General features: G+C 69.5%; 14 protein-coding genes. 8 read left to right on the top strand and 6 right to left on the bottom strand.

Translation table 11 applies throughout. The features are described from left to right. Window positions 1-29 precede the first annotated feature (29 nt). From dctP (MRB58_RS15690) to MRB58_RS15710, 5 genes are all read left to right on the top strand, one after another. Entirely contained in the window at window positions 30-1,049 is a 1,020-nt protein-coding gene (dctP, locus tag MRB58_RS15690; RefSeq protein ID WP_244778057.1) for a TRAP transporter substrate-binding protein DctP, read from the top strand. A gap of 73 nt (window positions 1,050-1,122) precedes the next feature. After that, window positions 1,123-1,650 (top strand): TRAP transporter small permease subunit, encoded by a 528-nt coding sequence (locus MRB58_RS15695; protein WP_244778058.1) that lies wholly within the window; start codon window positions 1,123-1,125, stop codon window positions 1,648-1,650. Beyond that, window positions 1,647-2,960 carry a TRAP transporter large permease subunit gene (locus tag MRB58_RS15700; protein WP_244778059.1) on the top strand — a complete coding sequence of 438 codons (1,314 nt, stop codon included), beginning with the start codon at window positions 1,647-1,649 and terminating at the stop codon, window positions 2,958-2,960. The genes MRB58_RS15695 and MRB58_RS15700 overlap by 4 nt, the downstream gene beginning before the upstream one ends. A 76-nt stretch (window positions 2,961-3,036) precedes the next feature. Further along, complete coding sequence (locus tag MRB58_RS15705; RefSeq protein ID WP_244778060.1) at window positions 3,037-5,043, top strand: hydantoinase/oxoprolinase family protein; 2,007 nt, start codon at window positions 3,037-3,039, stop codon at window positions 5,041-5,043. Beyond that, a complete protein-coding gene (locus MRB58_RS15710) occupies window positions 5,043-6,626 on the top strand; it encodes a hydantoinase B/oxoprolinase family protein (protein ID WP_244778061.1) in 1,584 nt (527 codons plus the stop codon). Before MRB58_RS15705 ends, MRB58_RS15710 begins: the two co-directional genes overlap by 1 nt. A gap of 1 nt (window position 6,627) precedes the next feature. On the opposite strand, the gene MRB58_RS15715 is transcribed toward MRB58_RS15710, so the two are convergent. Then, on the bottom strand, window positions 6,628-7,389 hold the full coding sequence (locus tag MRB58_RS15715) for an IclR family transcriptional regulator (protein ID WP_244778062.1): 762 nt from the start codon (window positions 7,387-7,389) through the stop codon (window positions 6,628-6,630). A gap of 139 nt (window positions 7,390-7,528) precedes the next feature. Next, complete coding sequence (locus tag MRB58_RS15720) at window positions 7,529-9,874, bottom strand: EAL domain-containing protein (protein WP_244778063.1); 2,346 nt, start codon at window positions 9,872-9,874, stop codon at window positions 7,529-7,531. A 233-nt stretch (window positions 9,875-10,107) separates the two neighbouring features. On the opposite strand from MRB58_RS15720, the gene MRB58_RS15725 reads away from it, so the two are divergent. Further along, window positions 10,108-10,692: an HAD-IA family hydrolase gene (locus MRB58_RS15725; RefSeq protein ID WP_244778064.1), complete on the top strand. Its 585-nt coding sequence runs from the start codon at window positions 10,108-10,110 to the stop codon at window positions 10,690-10,692. 76 nt (window positions 10,693-10,768) lie between these two features. Further along, the gene (locus MRB58_RS15730; protein ID WP_244778065.1) at window positions 10,769-11,743 is read left to right on the top strand and encodes a quinone oxidoreductase; all 975 of its coding nucleotides are present in this window, start codon (window positions 10,769-10,771) and stop codon (window positions 11,741-11,743) included. A gap of 37 nt (window positions 11,744-11,780) precedes the next feature. Here MRB58_RS15730 and MRB58_RS15735 read toward each other — a convergent pair whose 3' ends face one another. The 3 genes from MRB58_RS15735 to dctP (MRB58_RS15745) all read right to left on the bottom strand — a co-directional run bounded on the left by MRB58_RS15735 (window position 11,781) and on the right by dctP (MRB58_RS15745) (window position 14,767). Then, window positions 11,781-12,281: a TRAP transporter small permease gene (locus tag MRB58_RS15735; RefSeq protein ID WP_244778066.1), complete on the bottom strand. Its 501-nt coding sequence runs from the start codon at window positions 12,279-12,281 to the stop codon at window positions 11,781-11,783. A 10-nt stretch (window positions 12,282-12,291) separates the two neighbouring features. Further along, complete coding sequence (locus MRB58_RS15740; RefSeq protein ID WP_244778067.1) at window positions 12,292-13,599, bottom strand: TRAP transporter large permease subunit; 1,308 nt, start codon at window positions 13,597-13,599, stop codon at window positions 12,292-12,294. A 61-nt stretch (window positions 13,600-13,660) separates the two neighbouring features. Continuing rightward, window positions 13,661-14,767 carry a TRAP transporter substrate-binding protein DctP gene (gene dctP / locus MRB58_RS15745; RefSeq protein ID WP_244778068.1) on the bottom strand — a complete coding sequence of 369 codons (1,107 nt, stop codon included), beginning with the start codon at window positions 14,765-14,767 and terminating at the stop codon, window positions 13,661-13,663. 208 nt (window positions 14,768-14,975) lie between these two features. Here dctP (MRB58_RS15745) and MRB58_RS15750 point away from each other — a divergent pair, with 208 nt between their 5' ends. Beyond that, window positions 14,976-15,701 carry a GntR family transcriptional regulator gene (locus MRB58_RS15750; protein ID WP_244778069.1) on the top strand — a complete coding sequence of 242 codons (726 nt, stop codon included), beginning with the start codon at window positions 14,976-14,978 and terminating at the stop codon, window positions 15,699-15,701. Here MRB58_RS15750 and MRB58_RS15755 read toward each other — a convergent pair whose 3' ends face one another. Beyond that, window positions 15,702-17,333 carry a GMC family oxidoreductase gene (locus tag MRB58_RS15755; RefSeq protein WP_244778070.1) on the bottom strand — a complete coding sequence of 544 codons (1,632 nt, stop codon included), beginning with the start codon at window positions 17,331-17,333 and terminating at the stop codon, window positions 15,702-15,704. It lies immediately after the preceding gene. Window positions 17,334-17,355 lie beyond the last annotated feature (22 nt).

The raw sequence follows: 17,355 nt of genomic DNA on the forward strand, positions 1-17,355 counted from the left end.
ACCAGCTGTCCGAACAATGGAGAAGCCCCATGACGATTGCGCGTAGTATCCTCAAGTTCACGATTGCAGCGGTGGCCGCCACCAGCCTGTCGAGCGCGGCATTCGCGGCCGACTATAGCTGGAAGATGCAGTCCAACCTCAATCCGGGCGAGCCGGGCTTCGTCGCCGCCGAGGACTTCATCGCCTCCGTCGAGGAGATGAGCGGCGGGCGCATCGAGATCGAGCTGTTCCCCAACGGCGCGCTCTTCCCGATCCCGGACGGCCTCGAGTCGATCAGCTTCGGCATCGCCGAGATGGCGGTGCTCACCGGCGGCTACTTCGCCGGCAAGATGGGCCCCATCGCCAACCTCGAGACCGGCGTCCCCGGCTCGTTGCAGACCCCGCTGGAGCGCCACACCTTCTTCTACGAGGAAGGCTTCATCGACATCGCCCGCGAGGCGTTCGCCAAGGAAGGCGTCTACTACGTCGGCCCGCAGCTCTCCTCGTCCTGGGACGTGATCTCCAAGGTGCCGCTGCGCTCCGCGGCCGACTTCGAGGGCCTCAAGATCCGCACCTTCGGGCTCGAGGCGAAGTGGTTCGAGTCCCTCGGCGCCTCGCCCGTCTTCATGGGCGGCAGCGAGATCTACACCGCGCTCTCCACCGGCGTCCTCGACGCGGCGCGCTGGTCGAGCCCGGCCGGCCTCTACAAGAGCTCCTACCATGAGGTGGCCAAGTACTACCTCAGCAACTCGCCGATGCCGGTGCCGAACAACTTCTATGCGATGAACCTGGAACTCTGGGAGTCGCTCCCCGACGACCTCAAGGCCATCATCGACAACGCCGCGATGACGTCGTCGCTGAAGTACCTCTCGCTCGCCGCCCTGACCGATGCCGACGCTCTCGCCAAGATGCAGGAAGCCGGCGTCGAGGTGACGACGATCCCGGCCGAAGAGTGGGCCGAGATGCAGAAGAAGGCCGAGGCGCTGTGGGCCGCCTACGCCGAAGAGGACGAGCTGACCGCCAAGGGCGTCGAGCTGCTCAAGGCCTACATGGCCAAGCTCGGCCGCTGACCGACGAAGGGCCGCTCCGGCTTCGGCGCGGCCCTCGTCCCACGTTTCGTCCCGCGTCGCGACCGGAGGTCAGGTGAACACATTCATCCGCATCGTCGACGCGATCGTCGCGCTGGTGGGCAAGTTCGCCGCCTACCTGGTGCTGGCGATCCTCGCCACCATCGTCGCCGAGATCGTCTACCGCGCCGTCGTCGGCCGCTCGCTCGGCTTTGCCGAAGACCTCGCCTCGTGGCTGCTGGTGGCCGTGGTCTTCCTCGGCGGCCCCTACGCGGTGCAGCAGGCGAAGTTCGTTCGTGTCGACGCCGCGTTCGAGCACTACAGCCCGCTCTGGAAGGCCCTCGTCGACACCGTCGTCTCGACCCTCCTGCTGGCGGTCTTCCTCTACGCGATGATCAAGCTCGGGTTCGACTTCGCCCACAAATCCTACGTGCAGGGCGAAGTCTCGGCGACGGGCGCCTGGAACGGCCCCGTATGGGTGCCCAAGTCGCTCGTGCCCATCGGCTGCACGCTGCTGGCGCTCGCCTGGGTCTCCCACATCCTCAAGAGCTGGCGCGACCGCAACGCGCCGCCCGCCGACCCGCACGTCGAGGTCGGGCCATGAGCGAGCAGGCGCTCGTCACCATCCTCCTCTTCGGCTCCATGTTCCTGGTGCTGGGGATCGGCGTGCCGATCGCCATCGCACTGGGCGGGCTCAGCGTCGTCTTCATTCACTTCTTCTGGTCGGACCGGGCGCTGAACCTTCTGCCGGTGCGCTCCTTCGCCGTCGCCTCCAGCTTCGAGTACCTGGCAATTCCGCTCTTCGTCCTGATGGCGGCGGTGCTGCAACGCTCCAAGATCGCCGAGGACATGTACGACACCATGCGGGTGCTGTTCGGCAACCTGCGCGGCGGCCTCGCGGTCGGCACCATCGTCATCTGCACCATCTTCGCCGCCATGGCCGGCATCAGCGGCGCGGCGACCATCGCGATGGGCGTCATCGCCATTCCCGCGATGCTGGGCCACGGCTACCACAAGGGCCTCGCGGTCGGCTCCGTGGCGGCGGGCGGCTCGCTCGGCATCCTCATCCCGCCCAGCGTCACCATGATCGTCTACGGCCTGGTGACGGGCACCTCCATCGGCCAGCTCTACGCCGGCGGCGTGGGGCCGGGGCTCCTCATCGCCGCGCTCTTCTGCGCCTACGTGCTCTTCGTCGGCTGGCGCAATCCGGCCAAGGTCGGCGGTATCGTCACGCACCCGGAGGGCGAGCGGCCCAGCAAGATCAAGGCGCTGCGGGGCATCGTCCTGCCGTTCGTCCTGATCGCGACCGTGCTCGGCTCGATCCTCGGCGGCTTCGCCAGCATCTCCGAGTCGGCCGCCGTCGGCGCGCTCGGGGCGATGATCCTCGCCGCCGTCCGCCGGCAGCTCACGCCGCGCCTCATCCACGCCGCGCTGCTGGAGACGCTGCTCCTGAGCTGCATGATCTTCTGGATCATCATCGGCGCGTCGGCGCTCGCCAACTTCTACACCGCCACCGGCGCCGCCCGTATCATCGAGGCCGCGGTCCTGGGGCTCGACGCGAACCCGTGGGTCGTCCTCGTCTCTATCCAGGTCGTGCTGCTCCTCATGGGGATGGTGCTCGATTCCACCGGCATCATCCTCATCACCGCGCCGATCTTCCTGCCGATCGTCACCGCGCTCGGGTTCGACCCGGTGTGGTTCGGCGTGCTCTACATCATCAACATGGAAATGGGCTTCCTGAGCCCGCCCTTCGGCTACAACCTCTTCTATATCCGTGCCGTCGCCCCGCCGTCGGTCGGCATGGTGGACATCTACAAGTCGGTGCTCCCCTTCCTGGGGCTGATGATCGTCGCGCTCGCCATCTGCATGGCCTTCCCGCAGGTGATCACCTTCCTGCCGGGGCTGATGTTCTGACACCCTCGACCCACACGACCCGAAGCGTCGGCCGCGCCGGGAGCGCGGGCGGGCGCCTTCCTTCCAAGGACGCAACATGAGCGGATGGCAACTCGGGATCGACATCGGTGGCACCTTCACCGACGTCGTCGCCTCGCACCCGGGGACCGGCGAAACGCGCACCGGCAAGGTGCCGAGCCGCGCCGACGACCCGATCGAGGCGCTGATCTCCGCCATCGGCGCCGTCGGCCTCGAATGGGACGAGGTCGCCGAGCTGACCCACGGCACGACGATGGTCACCAACGCCATCGTCGAGAACCGAATCGACGAGGTCGCCCTCGTGACCACCGCCGGCTTCGGCGACACGATCGCCATCGGCCGCGTGCGCCGACGCTACATCTACCACCTCGACCGCCTGCCCAAGGAACCGCCGCTGGTCCCGGCCGCGCGCCGCTTCGAGGTCGGCGAGCGGGTCGACCACACCGGCGCCGTCGTGGAGCCGCTCAGCGAGGCGGAGGTTGCGCGCGTGGTCGCGGCGGTGAAGGGGAGCGGGGTGCGGGCGGTCGCCGTCTGCCTCATCCACGGCTACCGCAACCCGGTGCACGAGCGCCAGCTCGGCGCGGCGCTGCGGGGCGTCGTCGAGCACGTCTGCCTCAGCCACGAGATCAGCCCCTCGATCCGCGAGTACGAGCGCAGCAACACGACGATCCTCAGCGCCTCGGTGATCGACCGCGTGCGCCGCTACCTCGCCAAGATCGACGCGCAGAAGCCGGACGGCTCCAGCCTCACCTTCTTTCACTCGTCGGGCGGCATGGCGGCGACGTCGGTCATCGCCGAGCAGCCGCTCCTGCTGGCGATGTCCGGACCCGCCGCGGGCGTCGGCGCGTCGGTCACCACCATGGCCGCGCTCGGGATCGACAAGGCGCTCACCTTCGACATGGGCGGCACCACGACCGATTGCTGCCTCGTGCTGGACGGCAAGGCTGAGGTCTCAAGCGACCGCGAGCTGGGGAGCCGGCGCATCCGCATGCCGATGGTCTCGGTCCACTCCATCGGCGCCGGCGGCGGCTCCATCGCCCGGCTGGCACAGGGCGTGATGCAGGTCGGCCCGCGTAGCGCCGGTTCGCAGCCCGGCCCCGCCTGCTACCAGCTCGGCGGCACCGAGGCGACGATCAGCGACGCCAACATGGTGCTCGGCTACCTCGCGCCGGACAAGACGCTCGGCAACGCCATCACGCTGAACCGCGACGCGGCGGTGGCGGTCGTCGCCCCCATCGCCGAGGCGATCGGCGTCTCGGTGGAAGAGGCGGCGCTCGGCATGCTCCAGGTCGCCAATTCCAACATGGTGCGCGCCCTCAACAACGTGACCGTGGAGCGCGGCATCGACGGGCGCGAGTGCACGCTGATCGCGTTCGGCGGCGGCGGGCCGATGCATGCCGCCGAGGTCGCCCGCCATTTCGGCATCCGCGCCGTGGTGTGCCCGGCCTTCTCGTCGAGCTATTCGGCGCTGGGGTGCGTCGCCTCGCGCATGAGCCTGTCGCAGCAGCGCACCATCAACATGCCGAGCGCGGCCTGGAAGGCGGACGAGATCGCCGCCATCCGCGCCGAGCTCGCCGAGACGCTGATGGCGCCGATGCGCGCCGCCGGCCACGACGCGGCGCACTGCGCCCTCGCCGAGGTCGCCCTCATCCGCTACAGCGGCCAGAGCTACGACGTGCCGGTCCCCGATGCGGCGCTCGGCGACCTCGGCCGCCTCACCGCGCAGTTCCGCGCCATGCACCACACGCTCTTCGGGTTCGACACCGACGAACCGTGGGAGCTGACCGCGATCCGCACCACGGTCGAGGACACGCGCCCCAAGACCGTCGCCCCCGCCCCGCAGCCGAGCGGCGAGGCCTACCGGCGCGGCGCCCGCCCGGCCTACTTCGCCGGCACCGGCTGGACCGAGACAGCCGTCCTCGACCGCGCCAAGGTCCCCGCGGAGGAGACCTTCGCGGGGCCGGTCATCCTGGAAGACGCGTGGTCCACCATCATCGTCCCCCCCGGCGACACCGCCCGCGCGGACGCCGCCGGTCATGTCCACATCGCGGTCGGAGAAGCGTGATGGCCCGTGTCGATCCGTTCATGGTCGAGGTGATCCGCAACGGCCTCTCGTCGATCGCCGAGGAGATGTCGCTCGTCGTCATGCGCGCCGCCCGCTCGCCGGTGCTGCGCGAGGCGGGGGACCTCTCCTCCAGCCTTTCCGACGCCGACGGCTTCCAGATCGCGCAGGGGCAGGACATTCCCATGCACATGGGTGTGATGAGCTTCACCATCCGCGAGTTCCTGAAGCTCGTCCCCAAAGCGCGGCTCCAGCCCGGCGACGTGTGGATGCTGAACCTTCCCGCCATCGGCGGCAATCACCTGCCGGACGTGAAGGTGATCCGCCCCATCTTCATCGACGGTGAGATCCGGGCCTTCGCCATCAGCCTCGCCCACTGGGGCGACACCGGCGGCGGCGCGCCCGGCAGCTACTTCGCCGACGCCTACGACTGCTGGCAGGAGGGGCTGCGGATCCCGCCGCTCCGGATCGTCGCCGAAGGCGTGCTCGACGAGGAGAAGCTCGGCTTCGTTCTCGCCAACGTGCGCGCGCCGGAGACCTGCCGCGGCGACCTCTTCGCCCAGATCTCCGCGACGCGCGCCGCCGAAGGCCGGCTGACCGAGATGTTCCGCAAGTGGGGCGCGGGCACCCTGAAGGAGGCGTTCGCCGCGCTGCACGACGGGGCCGAGCGGCAGATGCGCGCCGCCATCGCCGCCCTGCCGAACGGCGTCTACGAGGGCGCGGATGCGATGGACGACGACGGGCACGGCGGCCCCGGCGCCGTCATCCGCGTGCGCCTGACGGTGAAGGACGACAGCCTCGTCTTCGACTACACCGCCTCGGACGACCACGTTCCGGGGCCGATCAACACCACCAAGTACATCACCGCCGCCTCCGCCTACTACGTCGCCAAGGCGGTCTGCGGACCGGAGATCCAGGCGAGCGGCGGCTGCTACCGGCCGATCGAGGTGATCACCCGGCCCGGCTCGATCTGCGAGGCGGGGGCCGACAAGCCGGTCGTCGGCGGCAACCACGAGACCTGCCAGCGCATCGCCGACGCCGCCTTCCGCGCGCTCGAAGCCTGCGTGCCGGAGCGGCTCACCGCGGGCGGCCCCACCACCTCCGGCCTCGCCATCTTCGGCGCCACCCGCGAGGACGGCCAGTGGGTGACGCTCTACGAGACGCACGGCGGCGGCGAGGGCGCGCGGATCGACCGCGACGGCGTCGACGTCGTGCGCGCGCACATGGCCAACGTGATGAACACCTCCGCCGAGGTGGTGGAGACCGAGTACCCGGTCGACGTTCCCTTCCAGCGCCTGCGGCCGGCGTCGGGCGGGCGCGGGCGCCACAGCGGCGGCCTCGGCATGGAGCGGGCCTACCGCATGCGGGTCGACGACGTCTCGCTGACGACGATGTTCGACCGGCGCGACGTGCCCCCCTACGGCCTCCAGGGCGGCGAGCCGGGCGCACTGTTCGCGATGACGCTGACGAAGGCCGGCGCCGCGGAGGAGACCCCGCTGCCGGGCAAGAGCAACCTGCGCATCCACAAGGGCGATGTCGTCACCGTGCGCTCGTGTGGCGGCGGCGGCTACGGCGCGCCGGAATAGCTCAGCCGAACGCGCCGAGGCGCTTGGAGAGGTCGGCCGCCTTGGCGGCGAGCAGCTCGCGCACCGCCGCCGGGCCGGGCTCGGCGAAGCGCGACTTCAGCCCGCACGTGCCGAGCGCGAAGAGCACTGTGCCGTCCGGCGACAGGAGCGGCACCGCGTAGCTCAGCACGCCTGCGTCGAACTCGTTGTCGCACACGGCGAAATGCTCGGCGCGCACGGTGGCGAGTTCGGCGCGGACCGCGTCGGCGGTGGTCTTGGTGTCGCCGGTGTAGGGCGTCATCGGCCGGGCGAGCACGTCTTCGATGAACCGGGCGCTCTGGAAGGCCAGCACCGCCTTGCCGGTGGCGGCGGCATGCAGCGGCATCGTGCGGCCGGGGTTGACGATTGCCTGCGTCGGCGCCGCCGGTTCGCGCACGGCCACCGTATGCACCTGATGCTTGACGAGGCGCACGATGAAGATCGTCTGCTCCAGCTCGTGGCTCAGGGCGTCGAGGATGTCGCCGACGCGTTCCTCCAGCGTCTGTGTCGACAGGGTGGAGAGGCCGAAGCGGCGCGCCCGCGGGCCCAGCACATAGTGCTTCTCGGTGCGCGCGCGGGCGACGAGGCCGGCCTCCACCAGCGTGTTGACGAGGCGGTGGGTGGTGGCGCCCGGCAGATCCAGCTCGGTGGCGAGCTCGACCAGGACCATGCCGTCGGGCGCCTCGGCGAGCCGTTCGAGCGCCTGGAAATATCGTTCGAGCGGCCGGCTCTCGGTCTTCGACATGGTCGCCCTTCAAAATTATCGATTTTCGGAAAATGTCCGCGTCGATCGTCGCCGGCGCATGGTTGCCCCTGCGCCTTGCCGGTTCCGCGGATTTCGAAAATCAGAATATCTGTGGCGGGTGGAGAATCAAGCGGCCCGCTCAGGCGATGCGCAGGTCGCAGTCCATCTCCGGCATGGCCGCGGTGGGGATCCGCTCCGGGCGGCCGAAGATGTAGCCCTGCACCAGATGGCAGCCGTGGCGGCGAAGGTGCTCGAGCTGCAACGGCATTTCCACCCCCTCGGCCAGGATCGGCACCTCCAGCGCGTTGCCCAGCGAGAGGACCGCCCGCAACACGCCGTCCGCGCGCAGGTCGTTGCCGATGTTGTCCACCAACGCCTTGTCGAGCTTGATCTTGTCGAACGGGAAGGTCCGCAGCAGGCCGATCGACGAGTAGCCCACGCCGAAGTCGTCCATCGAGACCGAGACGCCGATCGCGCGGATCGCCTCCAGCGTCGCCTGCGAGGCGGCGTGGTCCTTGGCGAAGCAGGTCTCGGTCACCTCCAGCTCCAGGCGCTGCGGCGAGAGGCCGGATTCGTCGAGTGCGGCGACCAGCGCCGGGATCAGGCCGGGGTCGGTGAGTTGCAGCGGCGAGACGTTGACGGCGACGCTGAGCGGCCGGGTCCACCGCGCGGCCTCGCGGCAGGCGGTGCGCAGCACCCAGTTGCCGAGGTCGACGATGAGCCCCGTCTCCTCCGCCTGGGCGATGAAGTCGCCCGGCATGACGAAGCCGCGTTCGGGGTGGTTCCACCGCACCAGCGCCTCGTAGCCGACCGGTGAATCATCCTCGAGGCTGACCTGGAGCTGGTAGTGCAGCTCCAGCTGGTCGCCGGCGATGGCCTCCGCAAACTCCTTGACGAAGGTGCGGCGGCGCCATGCGATCTCGTCCATGCTGCGGTCGTAGACGAGGATCGCCTGCTCGCAGGACCGGGCCTGCTGCTGTGCCAGCGCCGCGTTGTTGAGGAGGGTGCCGAGCTTCGTCCCGCTTTCGGACGTGAAGGCGACACCCACGCTGATGGCGCACGTCAGCGTGCTGCCGTCGCGACCGACGCCGGCGATGAAGGCGCCCGCCAGTTCCTCGGCTAGGGCGAGCGTCTCGTACCGGTCGCGGCTTTGGGTCAGGATGACGAACTCGTCGCCGCCGAGCCGGCCGATGAGGCACTCCGCGCCGCACTGCTCGCGCAGCCGCTCGGCGAGGTTGCCGAGGACGATGTCGCCCACGCGCTGGCCGTGCACCTCGTTGACGACGCGGAAATCGTCGAGGTCGAGGGTGAGGAGGGCGAACTCGGCCGCGGCGGGGCTGCGGCGCAGCCGGTCGGCCGCGGCGTTGCGGAACCCGTCGCGGTTGAGGAGGCCGGTGAGCGAATCGAAGCGCTCCAGATAGTCGATCGTGCGCTCCTGCTCGAGGCGCCGGCTGATGTCGCGGAAGGCGAACACGGTCAGCGGCGTCGCCGAGGCGCGCATCCGCTCGCTGCGGATGGCCAGCTCCACCGGCACCGCGCTACCGTCCACGCGCAGGATCTCCGAGACGATCAGCTTGTCCTCCGGTAGCTCGGCCGCACCGGGGACGAGGTCGCCCATCGCCATGCCGAGGAGGGCCTCGCGCGAGCGTTGAGTCATCCCCTCGAACGCGGCGTTGACCTCGACGAGGCGGCCTTCGGAGGCGACGACCATGCCGTCGACCGCGCTCTCGGTGAAATGGCGCAGGCGCGAGGCGGACAGGAGCCGGGCCTCGCGGTCGAGGATGAAGGTGCCGAAGCCGACGCTGGTGATCAGGATGCCGACGACCACCACCGCGATCGCCATGAAGCCGCGCGCGCTCTCGTCGACCGTGGCGCCGCCGTCGTAGGGAAGGGGGGCGATCCCCATCGCGCTCATGCCGATGAAGTGCAGGCTCGCGACCGTCAACGCCAGGAGGCCGGCGCTGAGCATGATGCCGCGCACGGACCCCACGTGGGCATGCGAGAAGGCGAAGACGCCGAGCCCGACCGCTGCCACCACCGAGGCGACGACCGACGGGATGTTCCACGTCACGACCGCGTTCACTGTCAGGGCGGCCATGCCGACATAGTGCATCACCGCCACCGCGGCGGCGAAGGCGAGACCGCCCATGATGCGCGGGAAGGGGATCGTCTCGCAGGCGAGGCCGAAGGCGATGCTACAGCCGATGGTCGCCAGCAGCAGCGAGGCGATGGTCAGCTCGGGGTCGTAGGTGACGGGGACGCCGGGCATGTAGGCGAGCATCGCGACAAAGTGCGTGCACCACACGGTCGACCCGGCGACGATCGCGCCCACGACGATCCACCCGATGCGGGCGGTCGACGAGCTGGAGAAGGTGCGTTGGAGCAGGCGCACCGTGATCAGCGATCCGGCTGCACAGATCACGATCGCGACCACGAGCAAGGTCAGATCGTGCTCCAACAGGATGCAAGATGCCAAGCGGTACATGAGGACTCCCAGACCGAGACCTCAAGATAGCCATGAGCGCTTGGCTCATGCTTGAGATCTTGGGCCATGAAACTGCTCGCCGCCTCGCCCTCGATCGAGCGTCACACGGATATATCATACAGAACGAGGGAAAATGGCGAAAATGGGGCGAGCGCGGGGATATAGCAGGTGTTCGTAAACTCTGAAAGGGGTGTGTGCTCTTGCAGTTAGACCGAAATGCGGCGCACTGTCTCATGCTCGACGTCGACGGAGTCGTCGTCACCGGCCGGCCGGCCGACGGAGCCGGCTGGGCGACCAGTATCGAGCGCGACCTCGGTATCACATCCCAGGCTTTGCAGGCGAAATTCTTCGCGCCCCACTGGAGAGACATCGTCACCGGCCGCCGCGATCTCGCCGCGGTGCTGGCGCAGGTGCTCCCCGCGCTGGCCCCCGGCGTGGACGCGGCGCGGTTCATCGCCTACTGGTTCGCGCACGACGCCCGGCTGGAACCGGCGGTGCTCGCCGAGTGCGCGGCATTGCGCCGCGCCGGCGTGCGCGTCCTCCTGGCGACCAACCAGGAGCATCTGCGCGCCCGCTACCTCATGGAGACGCTGGGTCTCGCCGACCATGTCGACGGGATGATCTACTCCGCGGACGTCGGCGTCGCCAAGCCGCATCCCGCCTTCTTCGCCGCGGCCGCCGCCCGCAGCCGCGTCTCCCCGAGCGAGATCGCGCTGGTGGACGACACCATGGCCAATATCACCGCCGCCCGTGCCGCGGGCTGGGCGGCACACCACTGGACGCCGGGTGCGAGCCTTCCGGCGCTGCTGGGCCGATGACTGCCGCGTCGCCTTGCAGGCCGGGTCGGGCGGATATATTCGAATAAAAAAGCGGCGCTGCGAAGAAGGAGCTGTCATGCCCAAGGCCATCATCCTCCGCAACTACGGCGGTCCCGAGGAGCTGAAGCTGGAGGACATCTCCACCCCCGAGCCGGGAGCGGGCGAGCTGCGCCTCCGGGTCACGGCCGCCGGCATCAACTTCCACGATGTGTATGTCCGCTCCGGGCTCTACCGCACCCTGGCCCTGCCGGGGATCCCGGGGATCGAGGTGGTCGGCGTCGTCGAGGCGCACGGCGAGGGCGTCACCGCGCCCGCGCTCGGCACCCGCGTCGCCTGCGTCACCGGCAAATACGGCGGCTACTCGCAGGCGGCGATCGTGCCGGCGGCGCTCGCCCTGCCGCTGCCGGACGACGTGAGCGACGAGACCGCCGCCGCCGCCACCTTGAAGGGCCTCACCGCCTGCATGCTGTTGAGCGCTTGCTACCCCGTCGCGGCCGGCACGACCGCCCTGGTCCACGCCGCGGCCGGCGGCGTCGGTCAGATCCTCACCCGCTGGGCCAAGGCGAAGGGCGCCACGGTGATCGCCACCGTCGGCTCCGAGGCGAAGGCGCAGATCGCCCGCGACTGCGGCGCCGACCACGTGATCCTCTACCGCGAGGAGGACTTCGTCGCCCGCGTGAAGTCCCTCACCGATGGCCGCGGCGTCGATGTCGCCTACGACGCAGTCGGCAAGGATACCTTCGCGGGCTCGCTCGCCTGCCTCGGAATGCTCGGCCATCTGGTGAACTACGGCCAGGCGTCAGGGCCGGTGCCGCCGCTCGACGTGTCGTCGCTGGCCGCGAAGTCGAACACGCTGGCGCGGCCGATCATCTTCCACTACGTCGCCGACCCGGCGCGGCGTACGGCCATGGCGCGCGAGCTGTTCGCGGCGATGAGCGCCGGCGTCGTCGTCCCGCGCATCGATCTGACGCTGCCGCTGGGCGAGGCGGCGGCCGCGCACCGCGCGCTGGAGGGCCGGGGCCTCGCCGGCTCGGTCATCCTGAAGCCCTGAAGCCCTGAAGCCCTGAAAACCTGAAGACCTGCGGCGCTCAGGCCCGGCGGAGCGCCGTAAGGTCGCTCCACAGGAGCCGCAGCATCTCCACCAACATCAGCAGGAAGGCGATCGGCATCATCACCGCCACGGGCCACAGCGGCCAGGTGTCGGTGCCGATCTGCATCGTCCGCCCGCTGGCGGTGGCCTTGGCGACGAACGTGCCGCTGAAATAGAGGATCGCGGCGTAGACGGCGATCTCCACCGCCAGCACCGCCGCGCCGACGGCCATCGCCCCACGCCGGGGCAGCAGGTCGGCCAGCAGCTCGAACCGGGGAAAGAGGCCCTCCTTGTGGGCGATCGGCAGCGCCCAGAAGACGATCAGCGGGAAGAGCACCCGCTCGATCAGGTTGTATCCGCCGGGGATCAGGTCGGTGTGCAGGACATAGCGGCCGAAGATGCCGCCCACGGTGATGAAGACCATCGCCAGGATGCACAATCCCGCCGCGACCCCGGCGAGGTTGCGCTCCACCGCCCACAGCATGTTCCAGACGCGCATCGCGGCCCCCTTATCGGATGTTGGCCGGCAGCCACGTCACCAGCGGCGGCCAGAAGAGCATCGCCGAGGTGACGCACACCGCCGCGACGAAGGCGAACAGCGACGTTGGCCGGAAGACCTGGGTCACCGGTAGCTTGGCGACGCTCGCCGCCGCGTAGGTGGAGAGGCCGACCGGCGGGGTGAGCAGGCCGAGGCTGATCATGAACGACGCCAGGATGCCGAACCACAGCATGTCGATCTGCGCCGCTTCCAGCATCGGCTGCACGATCGGGATGAGCAGGATGATGACCGCGATCGATTCAAGGATCATCCCGGCGAGGAAGATCACCAGCATCAGCACGCCGACCAGCAGCAGCGGCTGGTCGATCAGCGGCTCGGCGAGCGACAGCACCTGCCGCGGGATCTGCGAAAACGACAGGAAGCGCGAGAACACCTGCGCGGCGATGACGAGAAGCACCAGCATCGCGGTGATCTTGGCGGAGGTGGTCAGCGCCTCCAGGATGTCGCGCAGGCCCACCCGGCGCATCACGATCATGCCCACGAGCGCGGCGAAGGCTCCCATCGCCCCCGCCTCGCCGACCGTGACGATGCCGCCGTAGATCGAGCCGAAGACCACCGTCATCAGGAAAAGGACGAATATGAAGGAGGCGACGGTTCCGGCGGTGATCGGCTCCTTCTCGATCGGCTGATCGTCGACGAGCCGGGCCTCCGGCTTGACGTCCGGGAAGGCCCACAGGCAGCCGATGAAGACCAGCATGCACAGCATCGCCGGGCCGATGGAGGCGATGAAGAGCGCGCCGATCGGCACCAGCGTCATCGAGCCGTAGACGATGACGATGATGCTGGGCGGGATGATGGCCGACAGCGACCCGCCGATCGCCGCCAGCCCCACCGAGAAGACGCGGGTGTAGCCGGAGCGCTCCAACTCCGGTCCGGCGAGCGCGGCGAGGGAGGCCGCGCTGGCGCTGCCGGAGCCGGAGACGGCGCCCAGCATGCCGCCGGTGAGGATCGTCGCGACCCCCAGCGGCAGGCGCCGCCGTCCCGCCAGCCGGCGCCCGACCTTGAAGAGGTCGACGATGACGTCCCCCTTCAGCAGGATCTGCGCCATCAGGAGGTAGAGTGGGACGATCGACAGCGAGAAGGTCGACGCGGTGTAGAAGATGTCCTGCCCGACGAGGCCGTGCAGCACCCGCGGCCCCGCCCAGAGGTAGACGCCGACGAGCCCGGCGCCGAACAGGCACGTCGCGACCGCTTGGCCGAGGAACAGCGCCAGGACGAACCAGGCCCCGACGAACCAGAGCGTTGCTTCATGTGACATGGGGGCCGGGTACTCCGTGGACGCGGTCAGTCGGCTGGGGCGCCGAAGCGCCCCTCGGCGGTCACATTCCCAGATATTCGCCGATGCCGTCCGGCAGCACGCCGCCCTCGGCGACGATCAGCTCGGCATAGAGCTTGGCCGCCGCCTTCGCCGGATGGCCCTCGCCCTCCAGCTTCTCGATCCATTCCACCCAGGTGTCCTGCGCGGCCTTGGCGATGTGCTCCTGCATCGCGGGGTCGAGGTCGGTGACGGAGACGAAGGTGGCGCCGGCTTCCAGCGCCGCGTCGCGCACCGCGTCCATGCCCTCTTCCCACTGCGCGGCGGCGTCGAGCGACACTTGGCGCGCCGTCTCGTCGATCATGGCCTGCTGCTCGGGGCTGAACCGCTCCCAGGTCTGCGGGGTCATCGCCAGGTAGCTCTCCCACTGGCCGATCGACACGCCCTCGATGGTGTACTTCAAGAGCTGCTCCATCGAGTAGCTCTTCCAGTCGACCACGGCGAGGACGATGCCGTCGATCGTGCCGCGCGACAGGGCCTCGTAGGCCTGCGAGGCGGGCATGGTGACGGGGGTCGAGCCCAGCTTGTCGAGGACGATGGTCTGTAGCGCGGAGCCGGCGCGCATGGGGACGCCCTCGAAGTCCGCCGGTGCCTTCAGCTCCTTGCCGGTGGTGGAGATGGAGTAGGCCGCGGTGGCGCCGATGCCCCAGGCCTTCAGGCCTTTGTCGCCGACTTCATAGTCGTAGAAGGTCTTGCCCGGCGCGATTTCGGTGTCGCTGTCGAGGAGGTTCTGGAAGGCGCGCGTGACCATCACCGCGTCGGTCTCGTAGGTCGGCAGCTGGGTGATCTCGCTGAGTGGGAAGGCGCCCTCGTGATAGGGCGCGACGAGCGGGTCGACGATGTCGACGACGCCGTTCTGCAGCGCGTCCAGCTCGCGCCCGAGGCCGGTCAGTTCGCCGGCATAGAAGGCGGTGAAGCTGATATCGCCGTTGGACTTGGCCTCGAGCGCCTCGATGAACGGCTTCTTGTGGGCCGCGACCCACAGGTGAGCCGGCGGCAGCGAGGAGGCGATGGTCAGGTCCTGCGCCGTGGCGCTGGAGGCCGACGCGGCGGCGAAGAGGGCGAGTGCGGCCGAGCACGCGCCGAGACGGCGCGCGATGTTCATTGTCATGGTGGCTTTCCTCCCAGTTTGCCTCGTCTTATGGAGGCTATGGGTCCGCCGGATCGTTCTGGGCGAACCGGTCCAGTTATGCGTCGATGTTATTCTCCGAATATATTCGAACGTGAAAACCCGAGCAAGTGAAGTTGGCTTATTTATTCGAATGACATATCTTCTGATCGACGACGACCGGGCGCCCGCCCGAGCAGAGGAGTGACGAATGCCGGACGGGCGACCCGCGGCCATTCATCACGCGGTCCTGGCTGACGAATTGCAGCGCGAGATCGTCGGCGGATCCTTCCAGGTCGGCGACCTCTACCCCACCGAGGCGGCGTTACAGGAGCGCTTCGGCGCCGGCCGCTACACGGTCCGCAAGGCGCTGAAGATCCTCTCCGAGCGCGGCCTCATCGAGCGGCGGCGCAAGCGTGGCTCGGTCGTCACCTCCACCAAGCCGCTGTCGCAATACGTGCACAGCCTGCGTGACATTCGCGGGCTCACCGAGTTCGGCCGCACCACCGAGCTCAAGGTCGCCCAGCAAGGCTTCGTCGCGCTCGAGGACGACGGCGGGGCGGCCCGCTCGGCGGGGCGCTATTACCGCATCGCCGGCCTGCGCCGCCGCAGCGCCGACGGCATGCCGCTGTGCTGGTCCGACATTCTCGTCGCCGAAGCCTATGCCGACGTGCGCGAGGAGGCGCTGCGCGGGGAATCGCCGATCTACGAGCGGATCCTGGCGCGCTTCGGCCTCAAGCTCGACTACGTGGAGCAGAGCGTGTCGGCCATCCCGCTGAAGGCGGGGATGGCGTCGCTGCTGGAGGCGGACGGCGAGACCGCCGCGCTCCTCGTCTCACGCCGTTACGTCGAGACCGGCGGCACGGTGTTCGAGCGATCGCACAACATCTACCCCGGCAGCCGCTACGTCATGACCAACATGTTCCGCGAACGCTAGTCACGCGGCCGCGCGCCGGGTCTCGGCGCGGATCATCTCCGCGCCCTTCTCGGCGATGACGTAGGTCGCCGCCATGGTGTTGGCGGAGGGCATGGAGGGCATGATCGAGGCGTCGACCACGCGCAGCCCGTCCAGGCCATGCACCTTGAGGTCGGCGCCGACGACGGCATTGGGGTCGCTCGCCGGCCCCATCCGGCACGAGCTGATGAAGTGGAAGACGGTCGACCCTAGGCGCTTGGCGTAGGCGAGGATCTCGTCGTCGCTGGTGACCTCGGGGCCGGGGCTTTCGAGGCCGACGAGGTAGGGCGCCATCGCCTTCGTCTCCATCAGCCGCCGCGTCCAGCGCACGCCGGCGATGATGACGCGCCGGTCGGTCTCGTTCGAGAGGTAGTTGGGTTGTACCACCGGCGCCTCGCGCGGGTCGAGGCTCTCGGCCCGCACGTAGCCCCGGCTTTCGGGCCTCTGCTGCCAGGCGCCGCAGGTCATGCCGTCGTAGTCGGCCAGCAGGCCCGCGATGCCGCCGGAGAAGCTCGCCGGCGCGAAGGTGAACTGAAGGTCCGGCAGCTCCAGCGCCGGGTCCGACTTCCAGAACACGAACGCCAGCGACGGGCTGAGCGACAGGACGCTCGGCCGGCGCATCGCATACTTGGCGAGTTCCGCCGCCAGCGGCAGGCCGCGCACCATGCGGTTGATGGTCCGCACCCCCTTCACCCGCGCGGTGGCGCGGATCGCCCAGTGGTCCTGCAATCCTTCGCCGACGCCGGGCAGCGCGTGCACCACCGGGGCGCCCAGCACGCCCAGCAGCGCCGCGGGACCGACGCCGGAAATCTGCAGCAGGCGGGGCGAGTTGAGCGAGCCGCAACTCAGGACGACCTCGCACCGGGCGCGGATCTCCTGCACCGTGCCGTCCGGCCGCAGCACCGCGACACCCACCGCGCGCTTGCCGTCGAACAGGATGCGCTGCGCGGTCGCCTCGGTCATCACCGTCAGATTCGGCCGTTTCGATGCCGGGCCGAGGAAGTTGCGCGCCGAGCTCTTGCGACGCCCCCCCTCGATGACGCGCTGGTAGATGCCGGTGCCCGCCTGGGTGGCGCCGTTGTAGTCGTCGTTGCGGGGGATGCCGAGCTCCTGCGCGCCGGCGATGAAGGCGTCGCAGAGCGGGTGCGGCCAGTCGAGGTCGGTCACCGGCAGGGCGCCGCCGCGGCCGCGATAGGTGTCGTCGGCGAGGCCGACGCGGCGCTCGGTGCGGCGGAAGAGGGGGAGGAGGTCGTCGTAGCTCCAGCCCGGATTGCCGCGCTGGGCCCAGCTGTCGTAGTCCGCCCGCTGGCCGCGGTTGTAGCACATGCCGTTGATGGAGCTGGACCCGCCCAGGGTGCGCCCCTGCGTCGCCGGGATGCGCCGGTCGGCGGTCCCTTCGCTGGGCTCGGAGGTGAAGGTCCAGGTGTATTTCGGGTTCACCAGAGTCTTGATGTAGCCGGCCGGCATGTGGATGAACGGGTAGCGATCCCGCGGCCCCGCCTCCAGCACGCACACGGAGTGCCGCCCGTCCTCGGTCAGCCGGTCGGCCAGCAGGCAACCCGCCGTGCCGGCGCCGACGATGACGTAGTCGAACGTCCCCGCCGGCGCACTCATGCCGCGCCCGTCGCGTCGCGTG

Source organism: Acuticoccus sp. I52.16.1, assembly GCF_022865125.1.
GTDB lineage: Bacteria > Pseudomonadota > Alphaproteobacteria > Rhizobiales > Amorphaceae > Acuticoccus.

Excerpts from the sequence above, each read along its gene's own strand:
- dctP (WP_244778068.1), bottom strand. The coding sequence starts at position 14,767 with ATGACAATGAACATCGCGCGCCGTCTCGGCGCGTGCTCGGCCGCACTC.
- MRB58_RS15750 (WP_244778069.1), top strand. The coding sequence starts at position 14,976 with ATGCCGGACGGGCGACCCGCGGCCATTCATCACGCGGTCCTGGCTGAC.
- MRB58_RS15740 (WP_244778067.1), bottom strand. The coding sequence starts at position 13,599 with ATGTCACATGAAGCAACGCTCTGGTTCGTCGGGGCCTGGTTCGTCCTG.
- MRB58_RS15700 (WP_244778059.1), top strand. The coding sequence starts at position 1,647 with ATGAGCGAGCAGGCGCTCGTCACCATCCTCCTCTTCGGCTCCATGTTC.
- MRB58_RS15715 (WP_244778062.1), bottom strand. The coding sequence starts at position 7,389 with ATGTCGAAGACCGAGAGCCGGCCGCTCGAACGATATTTCCAGGCGCTC.
- MRB58_RS15730 (WP_244778065.1), top strand. The coding sequence starts at position 10,769 with ATGCCCAAGGCCATCATCCTCCGCAACTACGGCGGTCCCGAGGAGCTG.
- MRB58_RS15725 (WP_244778064.1), top strand. The coding sequence starts at position 10,108 with ATGCTCGACGTCGACGGAGTCGTCGTCACCGGCCGGCCGGCCGACGGA.
- MRB58_RS15705 (WP_244778060.1), top strand. The coding sequence starts at position 3,037 with ATGAGCGGATGGCAACTCGGGATCGACATCGGTGGCACCTTCACCGAC.
- dctP (WP_244778057.1), top strand. The coding sequence starts at position 30 with ATGACGATTGCGCGTAGTATCCTCAAGTTCACGATTGCAGCGGTGGCC.
- MRB58_RS15720 (WP_244778063.1), bottom strand. The coding sequence starts at position 9,874 with ATGTACCGCTTGGCATCTTGCATCCTGTTGGAGCACGATCTGACCTTG.
- MRB58_RS15710 (WP_244778061.1), top strand. The coding sequence starts at position 5,043 with ATGGCCCGTGTCGATCCGTTCATGGTCGAGGTGATCCGCAACGGCCTC.
- MRB58_RS15735 (WP_244778066.1), bottom strand. The coding sequence starts at position 12,281 with ATGCGCGTCTGGAACATGCTGTGGGCGGTGGAGCGCAACCTCGCCGGG.
- MRB58_RS15755 (WP_244778070.1), bottom strand. The coding sequence starts at position 17,333 with ATGAGTGCGCCGGCGGGGACGTTCGACTACGTCATCGTCGGCGCCGGC.